A 22,772-nucleotide genomic window follows, 5' to 3' on the forward strand; every position below is an offset into this window, starting at 1 on the left:
TCGCCGGCACTGCCCTGTGTGACGGTAACCTTGGCGTCGTTTAACAGTCGTAGCGAAAATTCATGGGAATCTTGATGTTTGGCCACAATTTTAGGGATTACAATAAGCTCCTTCCGGTTTGTTGTATGTGAAGACGTGTGACACTGCATCGAGGCGTTCGCAGATCAATTCCCGGTGTTCTAAATGAGGGCGCCCCCATGCCAAGGAGGCAGCGTCTTCCACCTTGGCGCTTAACATAACCATTTCTTTGATGGCGGAGATTTTAATCCCTCTAGTGTTTTCAGAAACATGGTTGTCCAGACGACCGAATCATGTTAGCACAATCTCCGGGGTTAAGCATAACCACAAAGATGGCGAGTTCTTTCCACAGTTAAATCTGTAAAATCCATTTCTCCGGTTATTATCAATAAGAACATTCAGTGTTAGCGCGGTGACGACAGCTGGTTGAGAATGGATACCCGATTTTGACATCCCGATTGAGCCAGCTAGCGCTTTATGCTTTTCTTCTGATGCAACAGAAATTACTATAACTCACAAGACGGGTAGTATATTGAGTGGGATAGCCTTGCCCGGAAGGGTAAACAAATGGGTCATGAGTAAAATGTCATCTAAGAGTTACCCTCAAATATGGAGTGATTCAATCTCCGCCGTGATGTACCTTTTCATTTTTTGGGCTATTGCATTTCCTGTTGACGCAACCGAGATGCCACTCAAGAAAGCTTCCCTGATGCCGCTTTGGGAGCCATAGGCGCAGTTCGCCGGTTATTATGTGGCGCTCGACAAAGGCATCTATGCCAGGCATGGCATTGATCTAACGATTCTCAGGGCTGGCCCCGGCCATTCTCCCGTTGACGCGCTGCAGAAAGGCGTCGCCGACTTTGCCATTTTGTGGTTGACGTCCGCCCTACGGCATCGTACTGCAGGGACTTTACTGGTGAACTTGGCTCAAACCAATCAACGTTCGTCGATGCTGCTGATTGCAAAGAAGACATCCGGAATCAACGCCATTGCCGACATGGACGGCAAAAAGGTAGGGCTATGGGAAGGAGAAGTATCTATTCCGCCTCGCGCCTTGTTCGCCAAACACCACATTAAGATTCACGCAGTGCGTCAGTCGCATACCGTCAATCTGTTTCTGCGCGGCGGCATCGATGTGACCTCCGCGATGTGGTTCAACGAGTATCATACGATTATTAATTCCGGCATCGATCCTGAGGAGTTAAACGTCTTTTTCCTCAGAGACCAAGGCATGAACCTTCTGGAGGATGGGATTTACGCGCTGGAAAACACAGTTTCTCTTGACCCCGAGCTGGCGACGGCATTCGTCGAAGCTTCGTTGCAGGGATGGCGCTATGCCTTTGATCATTCCGACGAAGCGCTGGATATCGTCATCGATTACATGCAAAAAGCTCATTTACCCGCCAACCGAGTTCACCAGCGATGGATGCTCGACCGAATGCGGGATCTGATGATGCCTGCCGACACACAAACCAGACTCGGCGAATTGCGGGAGCAGGATTACGAGGCCGTAGGCCGCACCATGCAAGAACAAGGCCTGATCGGCGACTATCCCGATTACAATGCCTTTGTCTGGAGGACCGATGCCGAGGAAAAGTAGCATCGCCGCCAGACTCGTTCTGGTCATCACGCTGTTCAGCGCTATCATCTTTTCTGTGACGCTCGGCTACAACTATTATCGATCCCGTACCATCCTGCAGCAAGAGTTGGAAAGCAACGCTCGCAATCTCGCCATGTCAATAGTCTATCGTATAGAGACTCAGCTAACGGCGGTTGCCAAAGTGGCGGAAGGGATGGCGCGCTCATTGGAAGTTAACGAGCATAAGAAACAGCAGCTACTGACGCTGCTCAAAACCACTGTCGCAGACAATCCCGAGATATATGGCTCGGCCGTCGCCTTCGAACCCTATGCCTTCAGCACCAATGAGCGTCTCTATGCGCCCTATTATTACCGGAAAAACGGGACAATTAGCTTTGAACGGTTGGAAGTTTCCTACCAACACTTGCCATACCTATACTGGGATTGGTATCAGATACCCCGTGAGTTAGGCGAACTCGAATGGAGCGAACCTTATTTCGATGAAGGCGCCGGCAACATTCTGATGTCGACCTGTTCGGTTCCGTTTTATAAGCACGGCGATGACGAGAAACAACTCCAGGGTATCGTAACTGCGGACATTTCTCTCGAAGCCCTGACCGAATACATTAGTTCGGTCAAAATCCTCAGGACCGGCTACGCGGCCCTGCTTTCCCGCAACGGCATGGTGCTGGCTCACCCGATGAAGGACGCCATCATGAACGAAACCTTTTTCAGCATTGCGGAGGGACGCCATGACACTTCGCTGCGGGAACTCGGCAAAAAAATGGTCAGGGGCGAGTCCGGTTTCGTCCATTACACCAGCTTGGTCGGCATTAACAGCTGGTTGTATTACACGCCGATCCCTTCGACCGGCTGGTCGTTGGCCGTCGTCTTCCCGGAGACAGAGCTACTGGAAAATGTTCGCAAATTGAGCATGACCATGGCGTCGATGGGATTCGTCGGGATATTGCTATTGATTCTGGCAGTCATTTACATTGCCAAGACGATCGTCAAACCTTTGCAATTATTGACCGCGGCGACCGATCAGATCGCGACTGGAAACTTCGAGGTTGCATTGCCGATGCCGAAGTCGAATGACGAAGTGAGCGTATTGACTCACGATTTCCAGGTCATGGAGCAATCTTTGAAGGAATACATCAAAAACTTGACCGAGACCACGGCGGCCAAAGAACGCATTCAGAGCGAGCTCAAGGTTACGACCGATATTCAGGCGAGTCTGTTGCCACGCATCTTTCCGCCCTTCCCCGATCATCCCGAATTTGAAATCTACGCATCGATGGTTCCCGCCAAAGAAGTCGGCGGCGATTTCTATGACTTCTTTTTCATCGACGAGAACAATCTCTGCTTTCTGATTGCCGACGTTTCCGACAAGGGCGTTCCCGCCGCCCTGTATATGATGGTGGCAAAAACCCTGCTGAAGACCGAAGGGCAGCGTCTAGGGGAACCGGACAAGATTTTATCTTCCGTCAACACCATTCTTGCGGCGGACAATGAAAGCTGCATGTTTACGACGGTATTCTGCGCTATCCTCGACATAACCAGCGGATACGTTCGCTTCGCCAATGCCGGCCACAACCCGCCGCTGATTACCGATTCACGGGGCGCACGATACCTGAAGCCGAAGCCGGGCTTGATGCTGGGGGCGATGGACGACACGGTCTTTGTAACCGAACAACTCCAATTAGAACAGGAAGGCCTCCTGTTTCTCTATACCGACGGTGTGACCGAGGCAAAAAATCCATCAGAGGAACTTTTGGGTGAAGAGCGCTTGCTGAATGCGTTGCAATCCGCCCCTGATACAAACGTGATGCACATGGTCCATTACATAGGTTCGGAAGTCGCTCGTCATGCCGACGGGGCTTCCCAGTCGGACGACATCACGATGTTAGCGATAAAAATGGCAAAGAAGCCGCCGGCTACTATACGCAAGGAGAATAGATGAAAAAGGCAATACCGATCTTGATGATCTTGCTGGCGACCGTTGTGTTTTTCAGCGGATGCAGAAAAAACGAAATCGTCATCAGCCGTTTCGATGATGCAAAACAAGCAAGAATCGGGGTTATGACCGGATCCACCGGTGAAGCCATCACGCTCGTAAGATTTCCTCAGGCTCAGGTCAAAAGCTTCGACGACATCATGGATGCCGTCGCTGCAATGAAATCCGGACAATTGGATGCCATCGTGACGGCATTTCCCGCTGCGCTTCAGGTGTCGAAAAAGAACCCGGAATTCACCGTGTTGTCCGAACCGCTAGCTCACGAAAATACCGCGATTGCGGTCAGGAAAGGCAATGACGAGTTACTCGCCACGTTGAACCGACTCATCGATGAACTGAAAAATGACGGCACGCTCGCTTCGATGAAAAAGCGCTGGTTCAAACCGGATTTAAGCCCTTATATAGAATTAAACATTACCCTGCCGAGCGAAGGGAAGCCGCTCAAAATAGGGGTCAGCGCGACACGGGAACCGTTCAGTTTTGTCGACAAAAACGGCAGGGTCAGCGGTCATGACGGTGAATTTGCCCGAATTATCGGCGCCAAACTGCAGCGTCCGGTCGAATTTTACAACATGAAATTCATGGCGCTAATCCCTGCCCTGCAATCGGGCAAGGTCGACATCATCGTCACCGGCAAGACGGCAACCCAGGAACGCAGTCAGTTTGTCGATTTTACCCAGCCGTATTACGCCAACGCTCAAGTGATGCTGGTTAAACGAGCGCCATCAACCGGGTTCGCCGACGACCCGAAAACAACGCTCAAGCAATCGGTAAAACTTTCCTCCGTCGCAAACCTGGAAAACAAGCGCATCGGCGTGCTGCTGGGCTCGGCTCACGACACCTATGCTACCGAACACTATCCCGATGCGACGATTCTTCAATACAAGTCCCCGGCCGATGTCGCGTTAGCGGTCAAGACCGGCAAGGTCGACGCCGCATTGTACGATGCCGAGCCGCTACGCGAAATCATGCGTCATGACGAAAGTTTGGCTTTGCTGGGCGGCTCCTTGTTCGACTTTGACGTAGCAGCCGGATTCAACAAAAACAATCCGCAACTCAGGAATCGGTTCAATGAATTTCTGGCACAGATCAAGCAAAACGGCGTTTACGCCGACATGCTGCGGCGCTGGATGGAAAGACGCGATACCCAAATGCCTGTTATCGAAAACAGCAAAAACAATGGCGTTCTGGTCGTCGGTGTCAGCGACGCGGGGATGCCGTTTGTCGCGCTTCAAGACAACCAATGGGTGGGCTTCGACATCGAGTTATCGAAACGATTCGCGGCCTATCTCGGCAAAAAAGTAAAATTCAACAACATGGATTTCGGCAGCTTGATCGCCGCCGTCTCCACCGGCAAGGCCGACATCATTATCAGCTCAATCTATGTCACCGAAGAAAGAAAAAAACAAATCGAGTTGTAATTATTCAGACACCCTAACAATTGGCAAGGCCGGTACCGGCAAGCCTGACCGCTGACTTGCGATCACTTGTGCCAAATAAATCCACGGTGACTGATTTCTTTTGCGGCAGGTTTCAATGACGCTGATTAAAATAGCGAACACACGCGTCCCATTTTCCGAGCGCGTGCCATAGCAAATGCCGCGTAAAATAACCCAGTGGCGCAACGCTCGCTCCGCTTCATTATTCGTTAAGGGCTGATGCGGTTGATCCAGAACTTGAAAAATAGCTGTCCAGTCATTTAGCATTTCCGTGGCTAATGCTGCTGTTTTCTTATGTTCATGGGTTTTCATTTGTATACACATCTGCTGATAGAGCAGTAATTGCAGGCGATAAGTTTCAGAAAGTGGCGTATCAGGTGGTGTTATTCGCGCTTTGCGTACCGCACCTATCAACACAGCCAGTAAATCGTGCGTTTGTTGACCAAAAGCTGGGCGTCTCTGTTTAAGCTTTCATTGAGCCCTTTCGCTTTACGCAGAAGATGAGCCCAGCAACGTAACCGACTCAGATATTTGCGATAAACCGTGTAGCCATCGCTCATTAACCAACCATTAAAGTCGTCGCCTAAAAGATTTTCCAATAATTCAGCGCTACGCGTAGCAATCCAATAGGCTGTGACGCGATTCGTACTGAACACCCATAACCAAAGAAAAGTCGTGTGCTCCATCCAGGAGGTTTCGTCTACATGCAGCAATTCGCTGTTAATGATTTCTTGTGCAAACTCATCTTCAAGCGGCATAGCCGCTGCGCCACTTTCATGCAGGGTATTATTGATGGTGCCAACACTTAATTTAATACCTAACCAGTCATATAAAAATTCCTGAATACGCTCACGCGATAGGCGCATACGGTAGGCAAGACAAACAATCATTGCTGCCAGTCCAGGCCCCACTAAACGCCATTCAGTTCGGCTAATACCCGGCAATTGAGCATGACTGCTACGACTGACTTCTTTGCGCGTGATATGTCCATTGGCGCACACTACTTCATAGAGTGTGCTTGGTATGGGTGACTAGAATGCCTGGATGCTCAACATCGCCCCATTCGACATTGATTGTTTCATACGCGGCATAGGCGATAGCATGACGCGGCTCTAATGTTTGATGGCAGCAGGCACATATTTCAGGGTAATGATCTTGATAGTGGGTAATGGCTAGCTTTTGTGTCCGGCCAAAGCCTTGTGCGCCTGGTTGTTTGCCGGGTTTGCGGGGTTCTTGATGTTCATTGTTAGGATCAGCGGACTGTTGCTGATCTTTTTTAGAAGGCGACGGGGGGGTGACGGTGTCTTCCGTTTCAGCAGACTTATCGATCTCCGTTTGTTCTTGATCGTTTGTATTATCTGTAGCTGCTTTATCCCAAGGCGCTTCGCTGCTAGGTGGACGAGAGCTGTTGCGCGAATTTTGGCTTAAGCGCTCACGCGCTTCTTTTAGGTCGTTAAGTAACTTAATCGATAGGTAACGTAATTCCTCTTCCGGTAAATTGAGAAGCTCGTCTTCATCGATTTGGCTTAGGTCCTGGTTACTGAGTTGCATGGGATAAATACTAAGGCTTCTTAATGGATTTGTACAATGTTCTTGTGTCGGTTTGTCAATTATTTTGTATTTTCAGCTAGGGTGTGTGAATACTTACATCGAGTTTTCCAATCCCTATTTCAAGATGGGCACCCGCGTCTTTGGGCTGAAGAGAAACGTCGCCACCGACAAACTGATGACGGTCGCCGATCTCAACGACAAGCGCATCGGTGTGTTGTTGGGATCGGTCTATGATACCTATGCGACCGAGCATTACCCAGAAGCCGAGATTCTGCAGTACAAATCGCCGTCCGATCTGATATTGGCGGTCCGATCCGGCAAGATCGATGCCGGTATTTATAACCGAGCGAATTTGATTCAAATCTTCCACAAAGACAAGGAATTAGCTTTATTGGGAGACCCCGTGCTGTCCATTCCGGTCGGCATGGGCTTCAACCGGGACAATGACGGCTTGCGGGAGCAATTCAATGCCTTCCTGAAACAAATACAAGCGAACGGCGTGTTGGATGACGTGGTGAATCGCTGGATCGAACAAGGCGATAGCGTGATGCCTGAGATCGCCAATGCGGGTAGCAATGGCGTACTGGTGGTAGGGACCGTCAGCGACAAAGGGCTACCCTTCGCCGTCATTCAAAACAACGAATTGATCGGTTTCGATATCGAATTGGCCGAGCGCTTCGGCGCCTATCTCGACAAAAAAGTCGTATACGCCGACATGGAATTCGGCAATCTGATCGCCGCCGTCTCTTCCGGTAAGATCGACATGATCGACAGCACACTGATGATCACCGACGAGCGCAAGACCCGAATCGATTTTTCCGAGCCTTACTTTGACCTAAAGGCCAGCGTCTTCACTCTAAAGAAAAACCTGGCCGCCTACGACAGCTCGTCTAATATAGCGACGATATCCCCAGCCTTCCTTACCCGCGTCGCCGACAGTTTTTACAGCAACATCATCCACGAGCAACGCTACTTATTGATCTGGGACGGACTGAAGACCACTGTGGTCATTTCGATCTTTGCGACGCTGTTCGGGACCCTGGTCGGCGCCTTGGTCTGTTTCATGCGAATGTCGAAACGCACGGTTTTGAACTTGCCCGCTAGAATCTATATCAACCTCCTGCGCGGCATGCCGGTATTGGTTCTGTTGATGCTGATCTTCTATGTCGTGTTCGCGTCGGTCAATATCAGTCCGGTGCTGGTCGCCATCATCGCCTTCGGCCTGAATTTCGGCGCCTATGTCTCGGAAATGTTCCGCACCGGCATCGAAAGCGTCGACAAAGGCCAGACCGAAGCCGGCATGGCAATGGGGTTCACGAAGCTACAAACCTTTATCTTCATCGTGCTGCCGCAGGCCGTGCAGCGTATTTTACCGGTTTACAAGGGGGAATTCATTTCCTTAGTCAAGATGACGTCTATCGTCGGCTACATCGCAGTGCAGGATTTGACCAAGGCCAGCGATATCATTCGCGCCCGCACCTTCGACGCTTTTTTTCCGCTGATCATGGTGGCGATCCTGTACTTCGTGATTGCCTGGGTGCTGATGCTGTCTTTGGAATATCTGGAACGGATTACCGATCCCAAATATAAGCGGCTTAAAGGAAGCAAGGCATGATCAAGGTAGAACATCTGTCCAAAAAATTCGGCGATCTTGTCGTGCTGAAGGACATTACCACCGAAATAAAAACCGGGGAAGTCGTCTCGATCATCGGTCCTTCCGGCACCGGCAAAAGCACCCTGCTGCGCTGCCTGAACTTGCTAGAAACACCTAGCGGCGGCACTATTCAAATTAATGGCCAGGATATGTTGGATAAGAAGACCAATGTCGCCAAAATACGCCAGAAGATGAACATGGTGTTCCAATCGTTCAATCTGTTTTCCCACCTGACGGTGCTGGAAAACCTCACCATCGCGCCGATCAGGCTTAAAGGGATAAGCAAGCAAGACGCCCGGATAAAAGCGCTCGAACTGTTGCGCCTGGTCGGATTGGCCGAAAAAGCCGGCAGTTATCCGGACGAACTTTCCGGCGGCCAGCAACAACGCGTGGCCATTGCCCGCTGTCTCGCTATGGAGCCGGAAATCATCCTGTTCGACGAGCCGACTTCGGCGCTGGATCCGACCATGGTCAGAGAAGTGCTGTCGGTCATCCGTCGCCTCGCCAAGGAGGGCATGACGATGGCGATCGTCACCCATGAAATGGATTTTGCCCGTGACGTATCGAACCGGATCTTGTACATGGACGAGGGGATCATCTACGAAGACGGACCGCCGGAACAGATTTTCGATAGCCCGTTAAGGGAAAAAACCCGGGCTTTCATCAACAGGGTCCGCAGCTACAGCTGCCAGATCAGTTCGCCCGATTACGATCTGTATGCAATGAATGCCGAAATCGAGGCCTTTTGTGAAAAGCAGATCCTGCCCAAGAAAAGCCGATACAATTTGCTGCTATTGGTGGAGGAATTGCTGCAAATCTATAATCCTTATCTGCGCACGATCATTCTGGATATGACCATAGCCTATTCGGAAAAGAACGAACGCCTCGAAATTATCTGTGAAAGTAGCGGAGAGGAAGGTAATCCGCTCGAAAGTTCGAGTTTAACCGATGACCTGGGCCTGATGATTATTAAGAATTTGACGGAAAGCATTGAATATAGATGGATCGACGGCAAAAACCGATTACAATTGCTGCTTAAGACCTAACGATCATGGCGCTTGAGCGCCACCCTAGCATCAAGTGCCTGATCGTTCCCTGGCCCTCTCCCAGAGGGCCAGGGAGATTAAGGGGCCGCTTCGCGACTTTCATAGTAAACACGCATAAGAACAACGTCCATGGATTTGCAGACCACCATAGAAAATAACGCCACCATCGTAACAATCAGTGGCAGGCTGGATGCGGTAACAGCCCCTGAGTATGAAAAAAGAATCCGAGAAATGATTACCAGCGGCACTACCGACTTTGTCGTGGACTTTGCACGACTCGATTACATCAGCAGCGCAGGCCTTCGGGCTCTGCTGCTGATGGCCAAGCTGCTGAAGGAAAAAAACGGCAATGTCTGCTTTGCCAACGTCAATGGCAACGTCCGCTCGGTCTTCGAGATGTCCGGCTTCGCGTCCCTTTTCAAGATGGAAAATTCCGTCGCCGAAGCGCTGGCGACACTCACCTAACTTAAGGTCTTCTTGGGCTTTATACCTTACTTTGATGAGGTAAGCGCTTGTGCAGCACGATCAAATTTCCAGTGCCGTCATAATACGCGTGGACATCGTCCATAATTTTCTTAACCAAGTGTATACCGAGACCGCCGATCGGGCGATCGTTGATATCCTGGTCCAGCTTAGGCGCCGGGACTTGTACAAACGGGTCAAATGGCGGCGCATCGTCTTTGAGAACAATCTCCAAGCATTCCGCCGTACTGTTTATTTGCACGTGAATAAACCGGTCCGAGGCTCCGTTTAGGCCGTAAGTGATGGTGTTGGTAATCAACTCTTCCAGGCACAAGTTGACAGAGAACGCCAGATCCCGATCGCTAAGCACGTTGTTGACAGCATCGGCCAGAGTCTCGATTTCTTCGAGTCTTGAAGGGACCTGGTAATCCAGCAACACTTTCTTAATGTGCACGTCAAGAAGAGATTCAGTTAGTTTGAATTCGTCAATCTGGCTAAGTTAATTTTCACGTAACTATTCAGCATAGTTTTTTTTCAGAGGGAGTAGGTTATTGATTTATCGGGCTGTCTGCAACAGGATGTTGCAGTCAGAGCTTACACGGATGTATTCACCCAGCACCTAAATACCATAGACTATTGGCAATGATTTATAATCGTCGTTTATTTAGGTGCTGGGTGAACGCGTCCCGAGAAATCAATGACCTGCTCCCTAAAGACTGCAAGACCCTGAATAGTTACATTTTCACACTATAAACACCCGCATCAATGACTATGGCTCTTGAAAGCCTTCTGGATTGGCCGCCATTTCGGCACTCAATAGGCGAATCCAAACTTATTGCGGAGCATTAACGCTCTGACGGGCCATAATAATCGGCCATCTGCTGAAAGTCTAGTCGGTAGAACAGCCATCTTGAAGCCTATAGATGCGGTGAGGTAGGAATCGCAACAATGCGCCTCGCGTTGTGAGACTCATCTATCATCTACAAATCATAACTATTCAGCTTGATACTGAGAAAATATTTCTTTTACTATCAATTGCTTGTGGAAGAAGTGTATGCGACAGGGATGTCGCATCCAAGCCTATAGGGACATATCCACGGCGTCTTCTGGAGCAAGTAACTGATAGTAAAAGCATTTTTACACTGAATAGTTACTACAAATCATGCTCATGAGCTTCAATTGTGGTCCGAAGCCTATTGAATTGAGGTAGTCAATGTCTGATTTACAACTTATTTATTGAACCGCCCCAATCTTTTTAACGCATCCAGCTTTTCGCTGCGATCGACTTTGGCCTTGTGCAACGCCGCATGCAAAATCTCGATGGTTTTGTCGTAGTTTTCACGATCCACCGGAAATGGCGTACCATCCTTCCCGCCATGGGCGAATGAAAACCGCGCCGGATCTCTGACGCTGGTTTTGGTGCCATAAATCAATTCAGCCGTTAACGCCAGCGCCCGCAAAGTCTTCGGACCGACCCCCCGTATCGCCAACAGACTGGCGAAATCGGCCGGCGCTTGCTCATAAGTCTTCAATAAGATTTTGTGCAGATATTTCGGATTGATATCTTCGCTACGGACCCAGTGTCGTTTCGGCATCAATAACTCTTGGCGTCGCAGCATGACATGTTCCACCTCCCGGTCCGGTTGAGCCGCCAATTGGGTGACCCGCTCACGGGATATTTTGCTTTCTCTGGCGACAAAATTGAGCGCCTTGCCGCGATGATCGCAACAGACGGCGGCATGCGGTTCGTTGACGAAATCGGTCTGCTCGTCGCCCAGCCAATGATATCGCCTGGCCATGCCGCTGGCTTCGTTCATGCCTTGCTGGACCACGCACCAGCGCCCCGCTTTGCTAAAAAAGAAGGCATGATGATAGATCTGATAACCATCCTGCAACGCGGAACTGTCGACCTTGGCCGACAAGCGGCTGGCATTGACCAGCTTTTCGGCATCGTAACCGGTTTTCTCGCAGGTCTGTTGAATCTCTTCCGGAGTTTTGCGCGACACCCTGCCTTTTCCGCCGGCGACATAAAAACCCAACTCATGCTCTAAGCCCTTAATACCCTCCTTAACGGCGCCACAAGTTGTCGTCGTCACACCGCTGGAATGCCAATCGAAGCCCAACACACAGCCGAAAGCCTGAAACCAAAAAGGATCGGCCAGCCGTCGTAAGGCCCCTTCGGCGCCATATTCACTGACCAGATGACAGATAATCTCGCGGGCCAGACGCGTCATTCGTTCGAATAACCAGCGCGGCGCCCTGCCGCTATGCAACGGTAATTGACTGAATCCGGTTCTCATTAAATTTCAATTCGATAGCAAAACAAAGCGGGCTCTTCTTGAATTCAGCCGATATACGCTCCATCAGATCCATCTTTTCCTGTTCGCTCAATCGGCTATCCATCAATCCGGCCTTCGATTCCGGCACAAAAGCAATGCCTACCTGGAGCGGCAAAAGAAGATGTGGAATTTCAGGAGTTTCAATAGACTCCTTGTTCGGATACAAATAATCGACAACTCCGCTGGCGTAACGAGCCGTTCTATGTCTAAACAATTCCGCACACCCAGACGCAGTGGCAAAAAGCAATAAAACTAAAACGACGCGCCATAATAACTTCATCGGTTTCATCCATTCTCGCCTTCGGCTTGTTCTATGCCCAACGAATAAGCCTATACGTTATACATTAATATTGACCAGCAGCACCCGGCTCATGGCCGATGCGATGAGAAAGTTTAAAACCAGCTTGGCATCTTAAAATTGTAATTATTCAGCGTAGTTTTACTAAGAGGGAGTAGGTTATTGATTTATCGGGCTGTCTGCAACAGGACGTTGCAGTCAGAGCTTACAGGGATGTATTCACGCGTCCCGAGAAATCAATGACCTACTGCCTAAAACTCGAAAGATACTGAATAGTTACTTAAAATTTAAGATCTCCTGACAAAAAGACTATCTCGACGCCGCCCAGGCCGAATCCATAAATGCGCATGCTAATCGATCAGCATGCGGTCGAGTTGAGGATCGTGCTTCATCGACTTGGCCTTGGAAGCCTTTTGACAGGATTCGAGTATATCGTTAAGTTGCTGATTAAGCTGTTGATGTTGTTGCTGTTCGTTCTCCAGCGCCTGTTTGATCTGCGTCTCGATCTGCACGAATGCGGCCTCCAGGCCTTTACGCAGCCCAGCAATCGCCGCCTTTTCCAGCGACGGTTGCATCTTCTTATGCAGGAAATAAGGAACTAACCAGCTGAGGACGACTAACAGCACGCTATGTATCGCGAAGTTGGTTCCCAGATAGGGGTGGTTGCCAGTCAACGCGCTCTGGTAAAAACCGGTCACGACCTTATAGCCGACCAGGCCCATCGCCGTCAGCGGCAATAAAAATTCCGAAACACGCATCAGCTTGATGAAAAAACGTTGCAAAGCGTTTCCCGGCCTGATCAAAGCCTGCCTGCAGGCCAGTTCCGTTTGGGTGCTGATGATTTTGTCCGCATTTTCCCGCAGCGGTAATAAAGATTGCTTCAGCGGCTTAACCGGCAGCTGTAATTGAGAAGCCTTTACGATCACATCATCCAACAGATCATTCAAGCGACTTTGCGCCCAATCGTCCCATAATTTGATATCGGGCTTAGCCCCTCCTTTTCCCGCATAAGCCAACGCCAACTGTCGTAAAGGCCAGTTAAATCCGTCGCCTAGCAAGCTCTCGGTTTTTTGCCATTGCTGACGACAATGCTCCTTCAATTGCTGATAATCCTGACCGACAAACAGATGCCGGTAAGGCTGCAAGGTCTCGCTTAGTTGTTGAATGCGCACCTCTCTCCCGCGTTGCTCCAATTCCTGTACGCTATGCCCGGTCGACAATGCCTCCAACTGCGTCAGTAAATCGTCAAATTCATCCTCCGACGAGCCATTGCATATGGTGCGAAACACCAAGGGGTCCTCGAAGCCGGCCTTGGCCAATTGCCTCTTCAAATCATCATATTGCGAAAGCTGGCCGCGATCCCATTGATTCAGCACAAACAACCAGGCGTGTCTGGCGCCTTCCGCCAACAATAATTTCCAGGCCTTGCTGTCGCGATAACGTTCCGGACTGACGACATAAAGCAAGACATCGATATGCGGCAACCAATCCAATACCAACTGCTTGTTGCTGAGTTCGACGCTATCAAAATCGGGCATGTCGACCCAGATGATATTGCTTTTGCTGTCATCCTGATGCTGGCTGATATTGACCTTGTCCACCGGCAAACCGGCCGGCAATTGTTGTATCGTCACCGAATGATGATGGTAGAGCGTGACCTCTCTGGACGTCGGCCTTTCTATACCGGTCTTGGCGATCGCCTGGCCGGCCAGGCGATTCAATAGAGAGCTCTTACCGACCCCGGTGCCGCCCATGAAGGCGACGATCAGAGGTCTGGCATCGAGTTGTGCGAATAAATTGTCTGGCGTGCGAGCATCGACGGCCATGATTGCCTGAGCCTGTTCCTGGTCCAGACGCTGGTCGGCAATGGCCTGTTCCGCCCAGTGTTGGGCGCGGGCCACTAAATCAGAGTATTCGTAAGCCATGTTTTTTCTCTTTTAAATCGTGTTCGGCCTGTTGTAGTTGTTCCGCTGATATGTTGAATCGTTTGGGTCCCGGCAAATGATCCGGTAATTGGTAGAGCGTCTGCTTTAGAGTGTCATCGAATAATAGCGTCGTCACGGTATTCAGCTGATGCCGCTTCAATTCGGCTTCCTGCCTGTTCATGTAGCCGCCTAGGGCGCTTTCGGTCAGTAACGACGTCACCGACAGCATCGCCGGCGTGATAATCAAATCATGCAAGCCGATACCGCCGGTCTTGATCGCAAGGGCCAGGGCCGTGGCGTCGGTCGTTACCCGGGTCGCCCGTAGCGCATTCAGGGTCATCGGCTGTTCAAGCAATTTGTTATAGAGACGATGGGCGGTGGCCTCGATATCCTGCTGAAAATTTTCATGATAAAGCGCCACTTCCCTATCGTAGCGCTTCAGAATGGCTTCCTTGCGCTGTCTGAGTACGCCACAGGCATCCTTCCACCAACCACTATTCATCGTTTCCGTCTCGGTTTTTTCCAGCAGCCGGTCCGACAACTGAATCATGACGTGCTCGCCGATTTGCTCTAACAAACTGACCTCATGACTGATATTGGCCAATGACTTGTTTTTCCCCAGTGACATCAGCTTTCTGTATGGCCAGGTCATGACCCGGCGGGTTTTTCCCAGTACTTTGGCCATGCCGGGAATTTCCAGCAGATTAAGTAATTCTATCAAGGCGTTCTGGAAGGTTTCGTAATGATGGGGATGATCCAGATAATCACGCCGATATTCCTTCAGCGCATTTTGCAAACATTGATCGACCAGGTTCCGCCAGTTTTCCAGCGCCTCCTGTTCCGCATAAACCGGTTCCAGCCAAGAAGACCAATACTTATTCAGCAATTGTTGCTGATAAAGCGCATGTTTTTTAGGGGCGAGCTTTTTTTGCAGCGCGGTAAAAACATCAACCCTATCTTCCGGCCAGCTCGGCGCGCCGGTCTGTTTGTCGTAAAATAATGCCGCCGCATCCGGAAACGCGTCACTGCGCACCTGCAGCCATTTCTGTTTTAGCGAAGGAAGGATGAACTGTTCGCTGCCTTCGGTCAGCTTATTGACACAAATCAGCGTCGGTTGATTGAACGGCTCGATCATAGCCATGATTTCCCAAACCGACTGATCGGCGTATTTTTCCTTGCTGACCACCAAGACGATGATATCGGCCAAGGCGATGGTTCTGATCACGCCTTCCTGGTAATCTCCTGCATCGATGGAATCAAAATCCGGGGTATCCCATAGCACACAGGCCGGCAATAACGACGAAGTCGGCACACTGTCGGCCAGCGAATAACAGTCATAGCGGGTATGGGACAGTTGCTGTTCCGCCAACTGTTGAAAACGACCGAAATAAGTCTGCAAGCCGCCGCAATCGGCGATTCGAATATCATGACAATAGCCGTGCGGATGGACGGTATACCCGGCCAATGGGCTAACGCCCGCGACATCGCTGGCTAGCAACAGGTTGACAATGGAACTTTTGCCAGCCTGAGTGGGCCCAATAACCGCTATTTGCAGTGGGAATTGTTTTTCCGCCTCCAACAACTGACCTTTTCGGATAAAGGCCTCGGCATAGATCAACTGTTCAATACGTTGCTGGTATTCATGAACCTGCAGATCTCTTTTATCCAGTTGGGAAATGACAGTCTGATAACGCTGTTTTAGGATTTGGATAAATTCCAACATAAATTGTGAGCTTGGGTTTATAATAACCGAGTGTTTTACTTTGTTTAAAGCCTGAAGTAGCTGTTCATTATAATTATAAATTTCAGGTTTGTTTATTTATATCAGCGAGGTTTGGTTCATGAGAGTCTCTACAAGTATTTTTATCGTTTTTGTTTGCGCCTCATTGCTTGGTTGTACGAAAGGAAATGAGATTAACGGCCGCAGTTTACGCACTGCCAACCGATCGGTCAGTTACATCAAAGATCGCTTGCCCGTCGAGCAACGTGTCGCATTTGAAGTCTCTTTCTGGTCGTTACGCGATGACATCCGAAACAACGAAGAATTTCTCGACACCATTGACGGCAAAACGCCGGAAGAATTGATAGTCCTGGGCAAGGAATTGTTTCAAAAGCGAAAAAATGCCGGCTTCAAAGATTATGAGCAATTCGACACCTGGGAACAAATGATCGCTCAGTACACCCAGGAAAGAATCGACCAGAACAGGAGAAAAAAAGCGGATCCGCGCGACAAACAAAATAGCGTTTTATACAAACTCTAATGTCCGCCGAAATCCACAGATAAGGTCGATTTAATCGACAAGTACGCAGTGCAAGGATGCACTCCCGACATCCGTGCTCGCGGGATGTTATCGGTTCTGAACGACGAACTTGTCTAACCCCGCGTAACTCTCCTTCCCGCCTCAACGTCCCGGCCCCGGCAAGGCCTGTTGCTCAACCAGCGTCGAGACAAACTGACTAGCCTCGTTAATGGTTTTTTCCATGATTGCGATCAACTTGCTAATATCGATACTGATCTCGACAAATTCGTGTTGCAGCGCAGCGATGGCTTGAGCATTCAGGTTATGCTTCAGGAACAGCACTTGGTCCTGAAACGCCCCCAACACCGGATGAATGCGTGATTCCGCCTTGTTTAAGGCCATGATCAATTTCTTATACTGGCGTCGCGCCTTATCCAATTGCTGCCGGCTGCGCGAACGTAGCGTACGGTTGCGATAAAGCGCCAGTTCAGTCTCCCATTCATTGAACAACGCTTCGCTGACGTCCTCGATTAACTGGATACGATGGCTTACCTCATCGGTCTTGATGCGGCAAAATTCATACTGTTTCTTTAATTGCTGATAACGGTAGTCCAGCGACAAATCCGGCAAACTGAGGATCGTTTTGAATTTGCCCAAGGCGTCTTCAAATTGATCTCGACTATCCTGCAGGCTTTCACAGGCCTGGTCGACATGAACCACGACGATATCCCGCTTATGATGCCCCAGTAGCGACTCCCTGCTCTTGTAATAAACCTGACGCATACCTTTACGGAAAAAAGCTCTTAATGACGTGTACATGGAAGTTAAAACTGCTGTTGATTTTTAATGCTTAACGTGAAATCGCCTGATTCACGATAATGATGAAAGGCCGGATCAATAATATGTTGAGCTTGTAACTCCTCAATGGTGACCGACGCCGGAATTGACGCGGACTTGACTAAGATCAACTCCTTTGCCGGCAGTCGCGCCGCCAACCAGGCGGCCAGACTATCCGAGGTGACATCCCAACTCGCCGCTATCCCGGCCCGATCCAATTCGCTGATTTGCGGCGACCAGATGGTCGCCAAGCCCGGCGCGGCGCTAACAGCGATATCGGCGACCGAATCCGCTAACCTCCAGTCTGGCTGCAAGGCCTTAAACATGCGCGCCATTTGCTGCATCGCCAGGACAGCCATGTCGTGGGCGGTGCGCTCATCGAACCGCCAATGACGCTGCGCCATCCTGACCTGATCGGCAAACGCCCCGCCGCCCGGCACGATGACCACCGCATGCTCCCGGTAATCGCGATTCACCGACTCCATACAACGGGTCAGGGCCGACGAATGGCTCAGGCTGCCGCCCAGCTTAATGACTCTCATCGACGACGGAAATGTTCCAGCACCTTCAACAAGGCCGCCGCCTTGTCAAAACTTTCTTGATATTCTTCTTCCAGATCCGAATCGTTAACGATGCCGCCTCCGGCCCAGAAGCGAATCGTATGCTGAGAATGCACCAGAGTGCGTATCGCGATATTGGTATCCATATTGCCGTCAAAACCGATATAACCGATCGCGCCGCAATAAACGCCGCGCCGGTTAGGCTCCAACTCTTCGATGATTTCCATCGAACGAATCTTCGGCGCCCCGGTAATCGAACCGCCCGGGAAGCAGCTCCGCAATAAATCCAAGGCATGCCGGCCTTCAGCAAGCTCGCCCTTCACCGTGCTGACCAGGTGATGAACGGTCGCGTAACTTTCTACATCGAACAGTTTAGGCACCGTGACCGAGCCTTCACGACATTCTTTGCTGATGTCGTTGCGCAATAAATCGACAATCATGACATTTTCCGCCCGGTCTTTCAAACTGGAAGACAAGGCGCTGATTTGCTGTTGATCGCGATTCTGCAACAGCTTTCTAGGGCGGGTGCCTTTAATCGGCTTGGTCTCCACCTCGCCATCGGTCACCTTCAGAAAACGCTCCGGCGACGAACTCAATATCTGCACCTCTGGAAAATCAAGATAGGCGCTGTAAGGCGCGGCATTGATTTTTCGCAGCTGTCGGTAGGCGGGCCAGGGATCGCCTTGACAGGGACAGACGAAACGCTGAGCCAGATTGACCTGGTAACTATCCCCTTCTTTAAGATAATGCTTAATTTTGGCGAAGGCCTTCGCATAATAGGTCTTATCCATATTCGAACGCGGTCCGGCCAGCACCTCAAAAGCGGGGATTACAGGCTCAGCTGGCAATAGGCTGAATTGATCGATCAGGGTTTCCCAGTCATCTTCGGCCGTTTCATGACCGACCAGCCAGCTCTCCTGTTCCTGATGATCGACAATGACCGCCCATGAATAAATGCCGACAGCCATTTCGGCGATATGCTCGGCATCGTCGGCCAGTTCCGGCAGTTTTTCCAGCCGGCGGACCAGGTCGTAGGAAAAATATCCCAGCGCACCGCCGTTAAACGGCAGATGGTCGATCGACGCCGACTGATCGCCGAGTTGCTGCTTGATCAACTCGAACGGATCATCTTCAGACCAATGGCGCTCGCCGTCCCGGTTAATTTCCGTCTGTTTGCCTCGTGTCACCAGCGTGCAAACAGGATCGGCGGCGATGATGTCGAAACGCCCCTGATGACTATAAGGGTAACCACTGTCCAGAAAAACCGACCATGGCTTGCCGGCCAACGGTGCGTACAATTGCGCACTGTCGGGGAAATAAGGCAAAGGATGTTTAAACTGTTTCGGTATAGACATTAACCAGGGCAACTCCGGTCAGTTGAACAGAAATGATGATAGCGCTGCAAATGATGAGTACGATGTTATTAGATAAAGAATGACAATTTTATAACAGTCCCACCGATTAACAAAACTCGGCTGCCAGACTGGCGACGGCGACCGCCGGCGCACAATCGGCGCTATCGATGCCTGCTTTGCTTTGGTCCTGTTTGGTCAGTTGATTAAAGTCCAGATAGCTAGCGCCTAATTGTTCGGCGATTTCCTGAACCAAAAAGCGTCCGATGCCGGCCCCGACAAAACAGAAGTCATCGCCAGGCGTCGTTCGCTGCATCTGGCGCCGGCAAGCGGCGGCGATTTGCTGTTTCTGCACCGCTTTTATCTGCCGGGCAAACTCCAGCCAGATTGGCCAGTCCTTGCTTTCGAACTCATAGCCGGTCATACGCGACAAACGCCGGGCGCTGGCTTCGGCGGTTTTCGCACCGCCATCGGCGGTATCGCTGAGATCATGATCCTCATTCAACTCGCCGGTAATGCGATAGACATCGGCCATCGTGGCAAAATACTCGGCCATCAAGCCCATGTTTTGCCCGTTGAATAACGCCTGTTGGGCCACCGCCATCACCGCAGTCCTGACGATGCCGGTATAAACCAATTCCGCCGACACCAAGCGTTGATAATCGGTCAAGCCTATTGCCGAGACGCTCCCACGCTCCAGCAACAACACATCGGTCGTGGTGCTGCCGATGTCGACAAACAGCCCGGCATCGATAGTCCGCGCCGCCAACGACGCGCTGGCCAACCAGTTCATCGAGGCGATGTCTAAACAATCCTGCTCAGACAAGTTAGCCGGCGACAAAAAACCCCGCCGACCGGCATAAACCGCCAGCTCTTTCCCTTGCAGATAGTCCAGCATGGCCTCAATGATCCGCCTGACGCCTTGTTCGCGACTGTCGAATAAATCGACCAGTTCACCGGTCATCGTCAAGGCATGGCGACAATCAGGCTCGGAAAAGTGAGCGAGCACCGTTTGCACCGCCTCTGCTAAATAGGCCATACCTTGCCACAAAGGGCAAGGCAGCAAAAGCACATCGACGACGCTTCCTTCACCGTCCAATAACGCGGCCTTCACATGCGCCCCGCCTATATCCCAACCGATTATATGTTGTTGCATCAATTGCATTCCTTATCAAGAGTGATCATAACCGTTGTATCCCGCGTTTTTCGCAGCACCGGCTCGCCATCCAGCAAACGCAAGACCTGCTCGGCAACATTGATTCCGCTCGCCTCAACGATGCCGTCGTAAGAGCTGGTCAGGCGGGGATTGATTTCCAGGATCACCGCCTCCCGCTCTGTCTCGATCAGATCGATGCCGACATAGCCCCATAGCCCCGGAATCGCGCGGGCGACCTGTTCGATAAGCCGCGCATAATCGATTGCCGTTCGCGAGCGAATGTTAACCTGACAGGCCATTAATCGAAATTGACCGTTACTGACGCTGAGTTGCTGTCCATTGCAGCATAATAACCAAGCACGCCCCTGCTTGAATAGACAGGACAAACTGATCGCTCGTCCCGGCCTGTAGGGCTGCATGACATAGCGCTCTATTGCTTGCAGACGTCCAACGACCCGTCGATAGTCTTCAAGGCTGGATACGATGAAACTGTCCTCCGCCCCAGCCCCGTCATCCGGCTTGATCACCATTTTACCCGCTAAACGCGGCGGAACTTCAGCAGTTAATCGCTCAGTCTCAATCGCATTAATATTATGCCGGCGCAAATAGCGACTGGTTGCCAGCTTGCTGCCGCACAGCGCGATCGCCGCCGGCGATGACGCCAAGGTAGTCATGCTCTGCGCTTCGGCCAACTCGACGAGCGCAAGCAATGCGCCGTCGGTTTCCGGCGCGATTGGCCAAAACAGCCGACATTGCCGCATCAGCTTCAATAAGACCGGCCGATAATCCTGATCTTTGTCTATGCGGTGCACTATCGTCCGCTCCGGTAAATCGGCCAATTCGCATCGCCAATCCAACAAGATAACCGGTTCGATATCGTCTATAGACTTCAATTCAGCCAACAAAGTCTGTAACATCATCGCTCCTTCGTTAGCTAGAGCCTTAGGCAATGGCTGACGAGCGAAACCGCCACCACTAATAAACTCGAAAAGCAACACCCTCAAATGCAAATCATTCCCGTGCTGGATTTAAAAGATGGCTGTGTCGTTAACGCCCGTCATGGAGACCGGGATCATTATCGACCGTTGAGCAGCCCGCTATGCTCTTCATCATCACTCTTTGCCGTCATCGAGGCCTTTCTCGACCTACATGACTTCGGCACCTTCTATATCGCCGATCTTAACGCGATCACCGCGAGCGGCGATAATCAATCGCTGATTGATCGCTTAATCAAGCATTATCGCGATATCGAATTTTGGCTAGACAACGGCAGTCGCATGTCGGCATTGCAAAACAACACCTCTAATTTGAAGACGGTGATCGGCAGCGAATCGCAACATCAGGTCACGACAAAACCGGAAACAGACTTCATACTTTCTCTGGATTTCAAAGCCGAGCAGAAACTCGGCAACCGGGAACTTTTCAGCGCGCCACAGCTATGGCCGCAACAGATCATCATCATGACGCTGAACAAGGTCGGCAGCCACTCGGGACCTGATTTTGCAAAACTCCACGAATACAGGCAACGCCATCCCGACAAAAATTTTATCGCCGCCGGCGGCATCCGCAATGCCGCCGACCTTGTGCGCCTGGAAAGCATCGGCATCGATAAGGCTTTAGTCGCCAGCGCCCTGCATTCGGGGGCCCTAGATTCCGTCGAAATCAAAAACCTTCAGGCAAAAAAATACCCCGGATAACCGAGGTATTTTTTCTTCATTGCAACTTAAGTAAAACTTAGTTTGCAGCGAATGGGTGCTCAGCAGTCGCTTTAGCCGCAACCACTTCAGAAGCAGTTGGAGTACCGGCGACAGCGCGCTCGATCGCTTCTTTAGTTGCTTTGTAGTTGTATTCTTGGATTTTAGCGTCGTCATCGGCTAACCAATGAATGAATACACCCACGCAAACGAACAGATCGTCAGCTTCGTCAGCTGGGATAGTGCCTTCTTCAACCGCATCGGCAACAGCCATAGCAACGCCGCGTTGAGCAGGTCCGAACATTTGTACGGCTTGTTTAGAACCTTTGATAGTTACTTTGTTGAACATAACAGTCGCTGGTTTAACCATCAGGTTAGGAGCAACAACAGCTAACAGGCTAGAAAAGCCGTCTTTGTTGTTTGTCAAGCAGTTCGCGAATGCTGACTCCGCGGCAGAACCGCGAGGTCCTAAGATTAAATCGATGTGAGCGACTTCGTTACCATCACCAACCAAAGACTCGCCAACGCGTACGTTGTTGATTTTAGCCATATTACCTATCTCTCCAAATAATGAATTAAGAATGAATCAAAAAACCGACATTACA

At 50.7% G+C, this 22,772-nt stretch carries 21 protein-coding genes and 1 pseudogene; 8 read left to right on the plus strand and 14 right to left on the minus strand.

The window, feature by feature from the left end:
• Nucleotides 1-763: 763 nt before the first annotated feature.
• The 3 genes and pseudogenes from Q9L42_RS15000 to Q9L42_RS15010 all read left to right on the plus strand — a co-directional run.
• Nucleotides 764-1,618 (plus strand): annotated as a pseudogene (locus Q9L42_RS15000) (ABC transporter substrate-binding protein); the annotation flags it as partial.
• Nucleotides 1,602-3,560 carry a SpoIIE family protein phosphatase gene (locus Q9L42_RS15005; RefSeq protein WP_305907602.1) on the plus strand — a complete coding sequence of 653 codons (1,959 nt, stop codon included), beginning with the start codon at nt 1,602-1,604 and terminating at the stop codon, nt 3,558-3,560. The pseudogene Q9L42_RS15000 and the gene Q9L42_RS15005, both read left to right, overlap by 17 nt.
• On the plus strand, nt 3,557-5,035 hold the full coding sequence (locus Q9L42_RS15010) for a transporter substrate-binding domain-containing protein (RefSeq protein ID WP_349431336.1): 1,479 nt from the start codon (nt 3,557-3,559) through the stop codon (nt 5,033-5,035). The genes Q9L42_RS15005 and Q9L42_RS15010 overlap by 4 nt, the downstream gene beginning before the upstream one ends.
• Here the strand turns inward: Q9L42_RS15010 and Q9L42_RS21505 are convergent, their stop codons facing one another.
• From Q9L42_RS21505 to Q9L42_RS15020, 3 genes are all read right to left on the minus strand, one after another.
• On the minus strand, nt 5,036-5,470 hold the full coding sequence (locus Q9L42_RS21505) for an IS66 family transposase (protein ID WP_349431147.1): 435 nt from the start codon (nt 5,468-5,470) through the stop codon (nt 5,036-5,038).
• Nucleotides 5,464-5,943 (minus strand): IS66 family transposase, encoded by a 480-nt coding sequence (locus tag Q9L42_RS21510; protein ID WP_432648847.1) that lies wholly within the window; start codon nt 5,941-5,943, stop codon nt 5,464-5,466. The genes Q9L42_RS21505 and Q9L42_RS21510 overlap by 7 nt, the downstream gene beginning before the upstream one ends.
• 115 nt (nt 5,944-6,058) lie before the next feature.
• Entirely contained in the window at nt 6,059-6,604 is a 546-nt protein-coding gene (locus Q9L42_RS15020) for a DUF6444 domain-containing protein (protein WP_349431337.1), read from the minus strand.
• Between the two features lie 85 nt (nt 6,605-6,689).
• Between Q9L42_RS15020 and Q9L42_RS15025 the strand changes: the two genes are divergently transcribed.
• From Q9L42_RS15025 to Q9L42_RS15035, 3 genes are all read left to right on the plus strand, one after another.
• Nucleotides 6,690-8,219 carry an ABC transporter substrate-binding protein/permease gene (locus Q9L42_RS15025; RefSeq protein WP_349431339.1) on the plus strand — a complete coding sequence of 510 codons (1,530 nt, stop codon included), beginning with the start codon at nt 6,690-6,692 and terminating at the stop codon, nt 8,217-8,219.
• Nucleotides 8,216-9,304 (plus strand): amino acid ABC transporter ATP-binding protein, encoded by a 1,089-nt coding sequence (locus tag Q9L42_RS15030; protein ID WP_432648848.1) that lies wholly within the window; start codon nt 8,216-8,218, stop codon nt 9,302-9,304. The genes Q9L42_RS15025 and Q9L42_RS15030 overlap by 4 nt, the downstream gene beginning before the upstream one ends.
• 129 nt (nt 9,305-9,433) lie before the next feature.
• On the plus strand, nt 9,434-9,769 hold the full coding sequence (locus tag Q9L42_RS15035) for an STAS domain-containing protein (protein ID WP_305907598.1): 336 nt from the start codon (nt 9,434-9,436) through the stop codon (nt 9,767-9,769).
• Nucleotides 9,770-9,788: 19 nt separating this feature from the next.
• On the opposite strand, the gene Q9L42_RS15040 is transcribed toward Q9L42_RS15035, so the two are convergent.
• From Q9L42_RS15040 to Q9L42_RS15060, 5 genes are all read right to left on the minus strand, one after another.
• On the minus strand, nt 9,789-10,220 hold the full coding sequence (locus tag Q9L42_RS15040; protein WP_305907597.1) for an ATP-binding protein: 432 nt from the start codon (nt 10,218-10,220) through the stop codon (nt 9,789-9,791).
• Between the two features lie 775 nt (nt 10,221-10,995).
• Nucleotides 10,996-12,066, minus strand: coding sequence for a DUF763 domain-containing protein (locus Q9L42_RS15045; protein ID WP_349431340.1), 1,071 nt, complete (start codon nt 12,064-12,066; stop codon nt 10,996-10,998).
• Nucleotides 12,032-12,394 (minus strand): hypothetical protein, encoded by a 363-nt coding sequence (locus tag Q9L42_RS15050; protein WP_305907596.1) that lies wholly within the window; start codon nt 12,392-12,394, stop codon nt 12,032-12,034. The genes Q9L42_RS15045 and Q9L42_RS15050 overlap by 35 nt, the downstream gene beginning before the upstream one ends.
• Nucleotides 12,395-12,753: 359 nt before the next feature.
• Nucleotides 12,754-14,328 (minus strand): GTPase, encoded by a 1,575-nt coding sequence (locus Q9L42_RS15055; RefSeq protein WP_305907595.1) that lies wholly within the window; start codon nt 14,326-14,328, stop codon nt 12,754-12,756.
• Entirely contained in the window at nt 14,309-16,051 is a 1,743-nt protein-coding gene (locus tag Q9L42_RS15060) for a GTPase (protein ID WP_349431341.1), read from the minus strand. Before Q9L42_RS15060 ends, Q9L42_RS15055 begins: the two co-directional genes overlap by 20 nt.
• Before the next feature lie 118 nt (nt 16,052-16,169).
• On the opposite strand from Q9L42_RS15060, the gene Q9L42_RS15065 reads away from it, so the two are divergent.
• Complete coding sequence (locus Q9L42_RS15065; RefSeq protein WP_349431342.1) at nt 16,170-16,589, plus strand: hypothetical protein; 420 nt, start codon at nt 16,170-16,172, stop codon at nt 16,587-16,589.
• A 141-nt stretch (nt 16,590-16,730) separates the two neighbouring features.
• Here the strand turns inward: Q9L42_RS15065 and Q9L42_RS15070 are convergent, their stop codons facing one another.
• From Q9L42_RS15070 to Q9L42_RS15090, 5 genes are all read right to left on the minus strand, one after another.
• Nucleotides 16,731-17,387: a DUF2959 domain-containing protein gene (locus tag Q9L42_RS15070; protein WP_305907593.1), complete on the minus strand. Its 657-nt coding sequence runs from the start codon at nt 17,385-17,387 to the stop codon at nt 16,731-16,733.
• Between the two features lie 5 nt (nt 17,388-17,392).
• Nucleotides 17,393-17,947 carry a uridylate kinase gene (locus Q9L42_RS15075; RefSeq protein WP_305907592.1) on the minus strand — a complete coding sequence of 185 codons (555 nt, stop codon included), beginning with the start codon at nt 17,945-17,947 and terminating at the stop codon, nt 17,393-17,395.
• Entirely contained in the window at nt 17,944-19,320 is a 1,377-nt protein-coding gene (gene pabB, locus Q9L42_RS15080; RefSeq protein ID WP_305907591.1) for an aminodeoxychorismate synthase component I, read from the minus strand. Before pabB ends, Q9L42_RS15075 begins: the two co-directional genes overlap by 4 nt.
• 106 nt (nt 19,321-19,426) lie before the next feature.
• Nucleotides 19,427-20,473, minus strand: a complete 1,047-nt coding sequence (locus Q9L42_RS15085; protein WP_305907590.1) for a hydantoinase/oxoprolinase family protein — start codon at nt 20,471-20,473, stop codon at nt 19,427-19,429.
• A complete protein-coding gene (locus Q9L42_RS15090) occupies nt 20,473-21,393 on the minus strand; it encodes an ATP-grasp domain-containing protein (protein WP_305907589.1) in 921 nt (306 codons plus the stop codon). Before Q9L42_RS15090 ends, Q9L42_RS15085 begins: the two co-directional genes overlap by 1 nt.
• An 84-nt stretch (nt 21,394-21,477) precedes the next feature.
• Between Q9L42_RS15090 and Q9L42_RS15095 the strand changes: the two genes are divergently transcribed.
• Nucleotides 21,478-22,170 carry a HisA/HisF-related TIM barrel protein gene (locus Q9L42_RS15095; RefSeq protein WP_305907588.1) on the plus strand — a complete coding sequence of 231 codons (693 nt, stop codon included), beginning with the start codon at nt 21,478-21,480 and terminating at the stop codon, nt 22,168-22,170.
• A gap of 37 nt (nt 22,171-22,207) precedes the next feature.
• Here the strand turns inward: Q9L42_RS15095 and fae are convergent, their stop codons facing one another.
• On the minus strand, nt 22,208-22,717 hold the full coding sequence (gene fae, locus Q9L42_RS15100) for a formaldehyde-activating enzyme (protein ID WP_305907587.1): 510 nt from the start codon (nt 22,715-22,717) through the stop codon (nt 22,208-22,210).
• Nucleotides 22,718-22,772 lie beyond the last annotated feature (55 nt).

It is taken from the genome of Methylomarinum sp. Ch1-1 (genome assembly GCF_030717995.2).
Taxonomy (GTDB): Bacteria; Pseudomonadota; Gammaproteobacteria; order Methylococcales; family Methylomonadaceae; genus Methylomarinum; species Methylomarinum roseum.

What these genes read in the sequence shown, in the direction of transcription:
- Q9L42_RS15050 (WP_305907596.1), bottom strand. Translation starts at nt 12,394, where the DNA reads ATGAAACCGATGAAGTTATTATGGCGCGTCGTTTTAGTTTTATTGCTT.
- Q9L42_RS15060 (WP_349431341.1), bottom strand. Translation starts at nt 16,051, where the DNA reads ATGTTGGAATTTATCCAAATCCTAAAACAGCGTTATCAGACTGTCATT.
- Q9L42_RS15010 (WP_349431336.1), top strand. Translation starts at nt 3,557, where the DNA reads ATGAAAAAGGCAATACCGATCTTGATGATCTTGCTGGCGACCGTTGTG.
- Q9L42_RS15055 (WP_305907595.1), bottom strand. Translation starts at nt 14,328, where the DNA reads ATGGCTTACGAATACTCTGATTTAGTGGCCCGCGCCCAACACTGGGCG.
- Q9L42_RS15030 (WP_432648848.1), top strand. Translation starts at nt 8,216, where the DNA reads ATGATCAAGGTAGAACATCTGTCCAAAAAATTCGGCGATCTTGTCGTG.
- Q9L42_RS15075 (WP_305907592.1), bottom strand. Translation starts at nt 17,947, where the DNA reads ATGAGAGTCATTAAGCTGGGCGGCAGCCTGAGCCATTCGTCGGCCCTG.
- Q9L42_RS15065 (WP_349431342.1), top strand. Translation starts at nt 16,170, where the DNA reads ATGAGAGTCTCTACAAGTATTTTTATCGTTTTTGTTTGCGCCTCATTG.
- fae (WP_305907587.1), bottom strand. Translation starts at nt 22,717, where the DNA reads ATGGCTAAAATCAACAACGTACGCGTTGGCGAGTCTTTGGTTGGTGAT.
- Q9L42_RS15020 (WP_349431337.1), bottom strand. Translation starts at nt 6,604, where the DNA reads ATGCAACTCAGTAACCAGGACCTAAGCCAAATCGATGAAGACGAGCTT.
- Q9L42_RS15035 (WP_305907598.1), top strand. Translation starts at nt 9,434, where the DNA reads ATGGATTTGCAGACCACCATAGAAAATAACGCCACCATCGTAACAATC.
- Q9L42_RS15005 (WP_305907602.1), top strand. Translation starts at nt 1,602, where the DNA reads ATGCCGAGGAAAAGTAGCATCGCCGCCAGACTCGTTCTGGTCATCACG.
- Q9L42_RS15085 (WP_305907590.1), bottom strand. Translation starts at nt 20,473, where the DNA reads ATGCAACAACATATAATCGGTTGGGATATAGGCGGGGCGCATGTGAAG.
- Q9L42_RS15095 (WP_305907588.1), top strand. Translation starts at nt 21,478, where the DNA reads ATGCAAATCATTCCCGTGCTGGATTTAAAAGATGGCTGTGTCGTTAAC.
- Q9L42_RS15070 (WP_305907593.1), bottom strand. Translation starts at nt 17,387, where the DNA reads ATGTACACGTCATTAAGAGCTTTTTTCCGTAAAGGTATGCGTCAGGTT.
- Q9L42_RS21510 (WP_432648847.1), bottom strand. Translation starts at nt 5,943, where the DNA reads ATGATTGTTTGTCTTGCCTACCGTATGCGCCTATCGCGTGAGCGTATT.
- Q9L42_RS15090 (WP_305907589.1), bottom strand. Translation starts at nt 21,393, where the DNA reads ATGATGTTACAGACTTTGTTGGCTGAATTGAAGTCTATAGACGATATC.
- Q9L42_RS15045 (WP_349431340.1), bottom strand. Translation starts at nt 12,066, where the DNA reads ATGAGAACCGGATTCAGTCAATTACCGTTGCATAGCGGCAGGGCGCCG.
- pabB (WP_305907591.1), bottom strand. Translation starts at nt 19,320, where the DNA reads ATGTCTATACCGAAACAGTTTAAACATCCTTTGCCTTATTTCCCCGAC.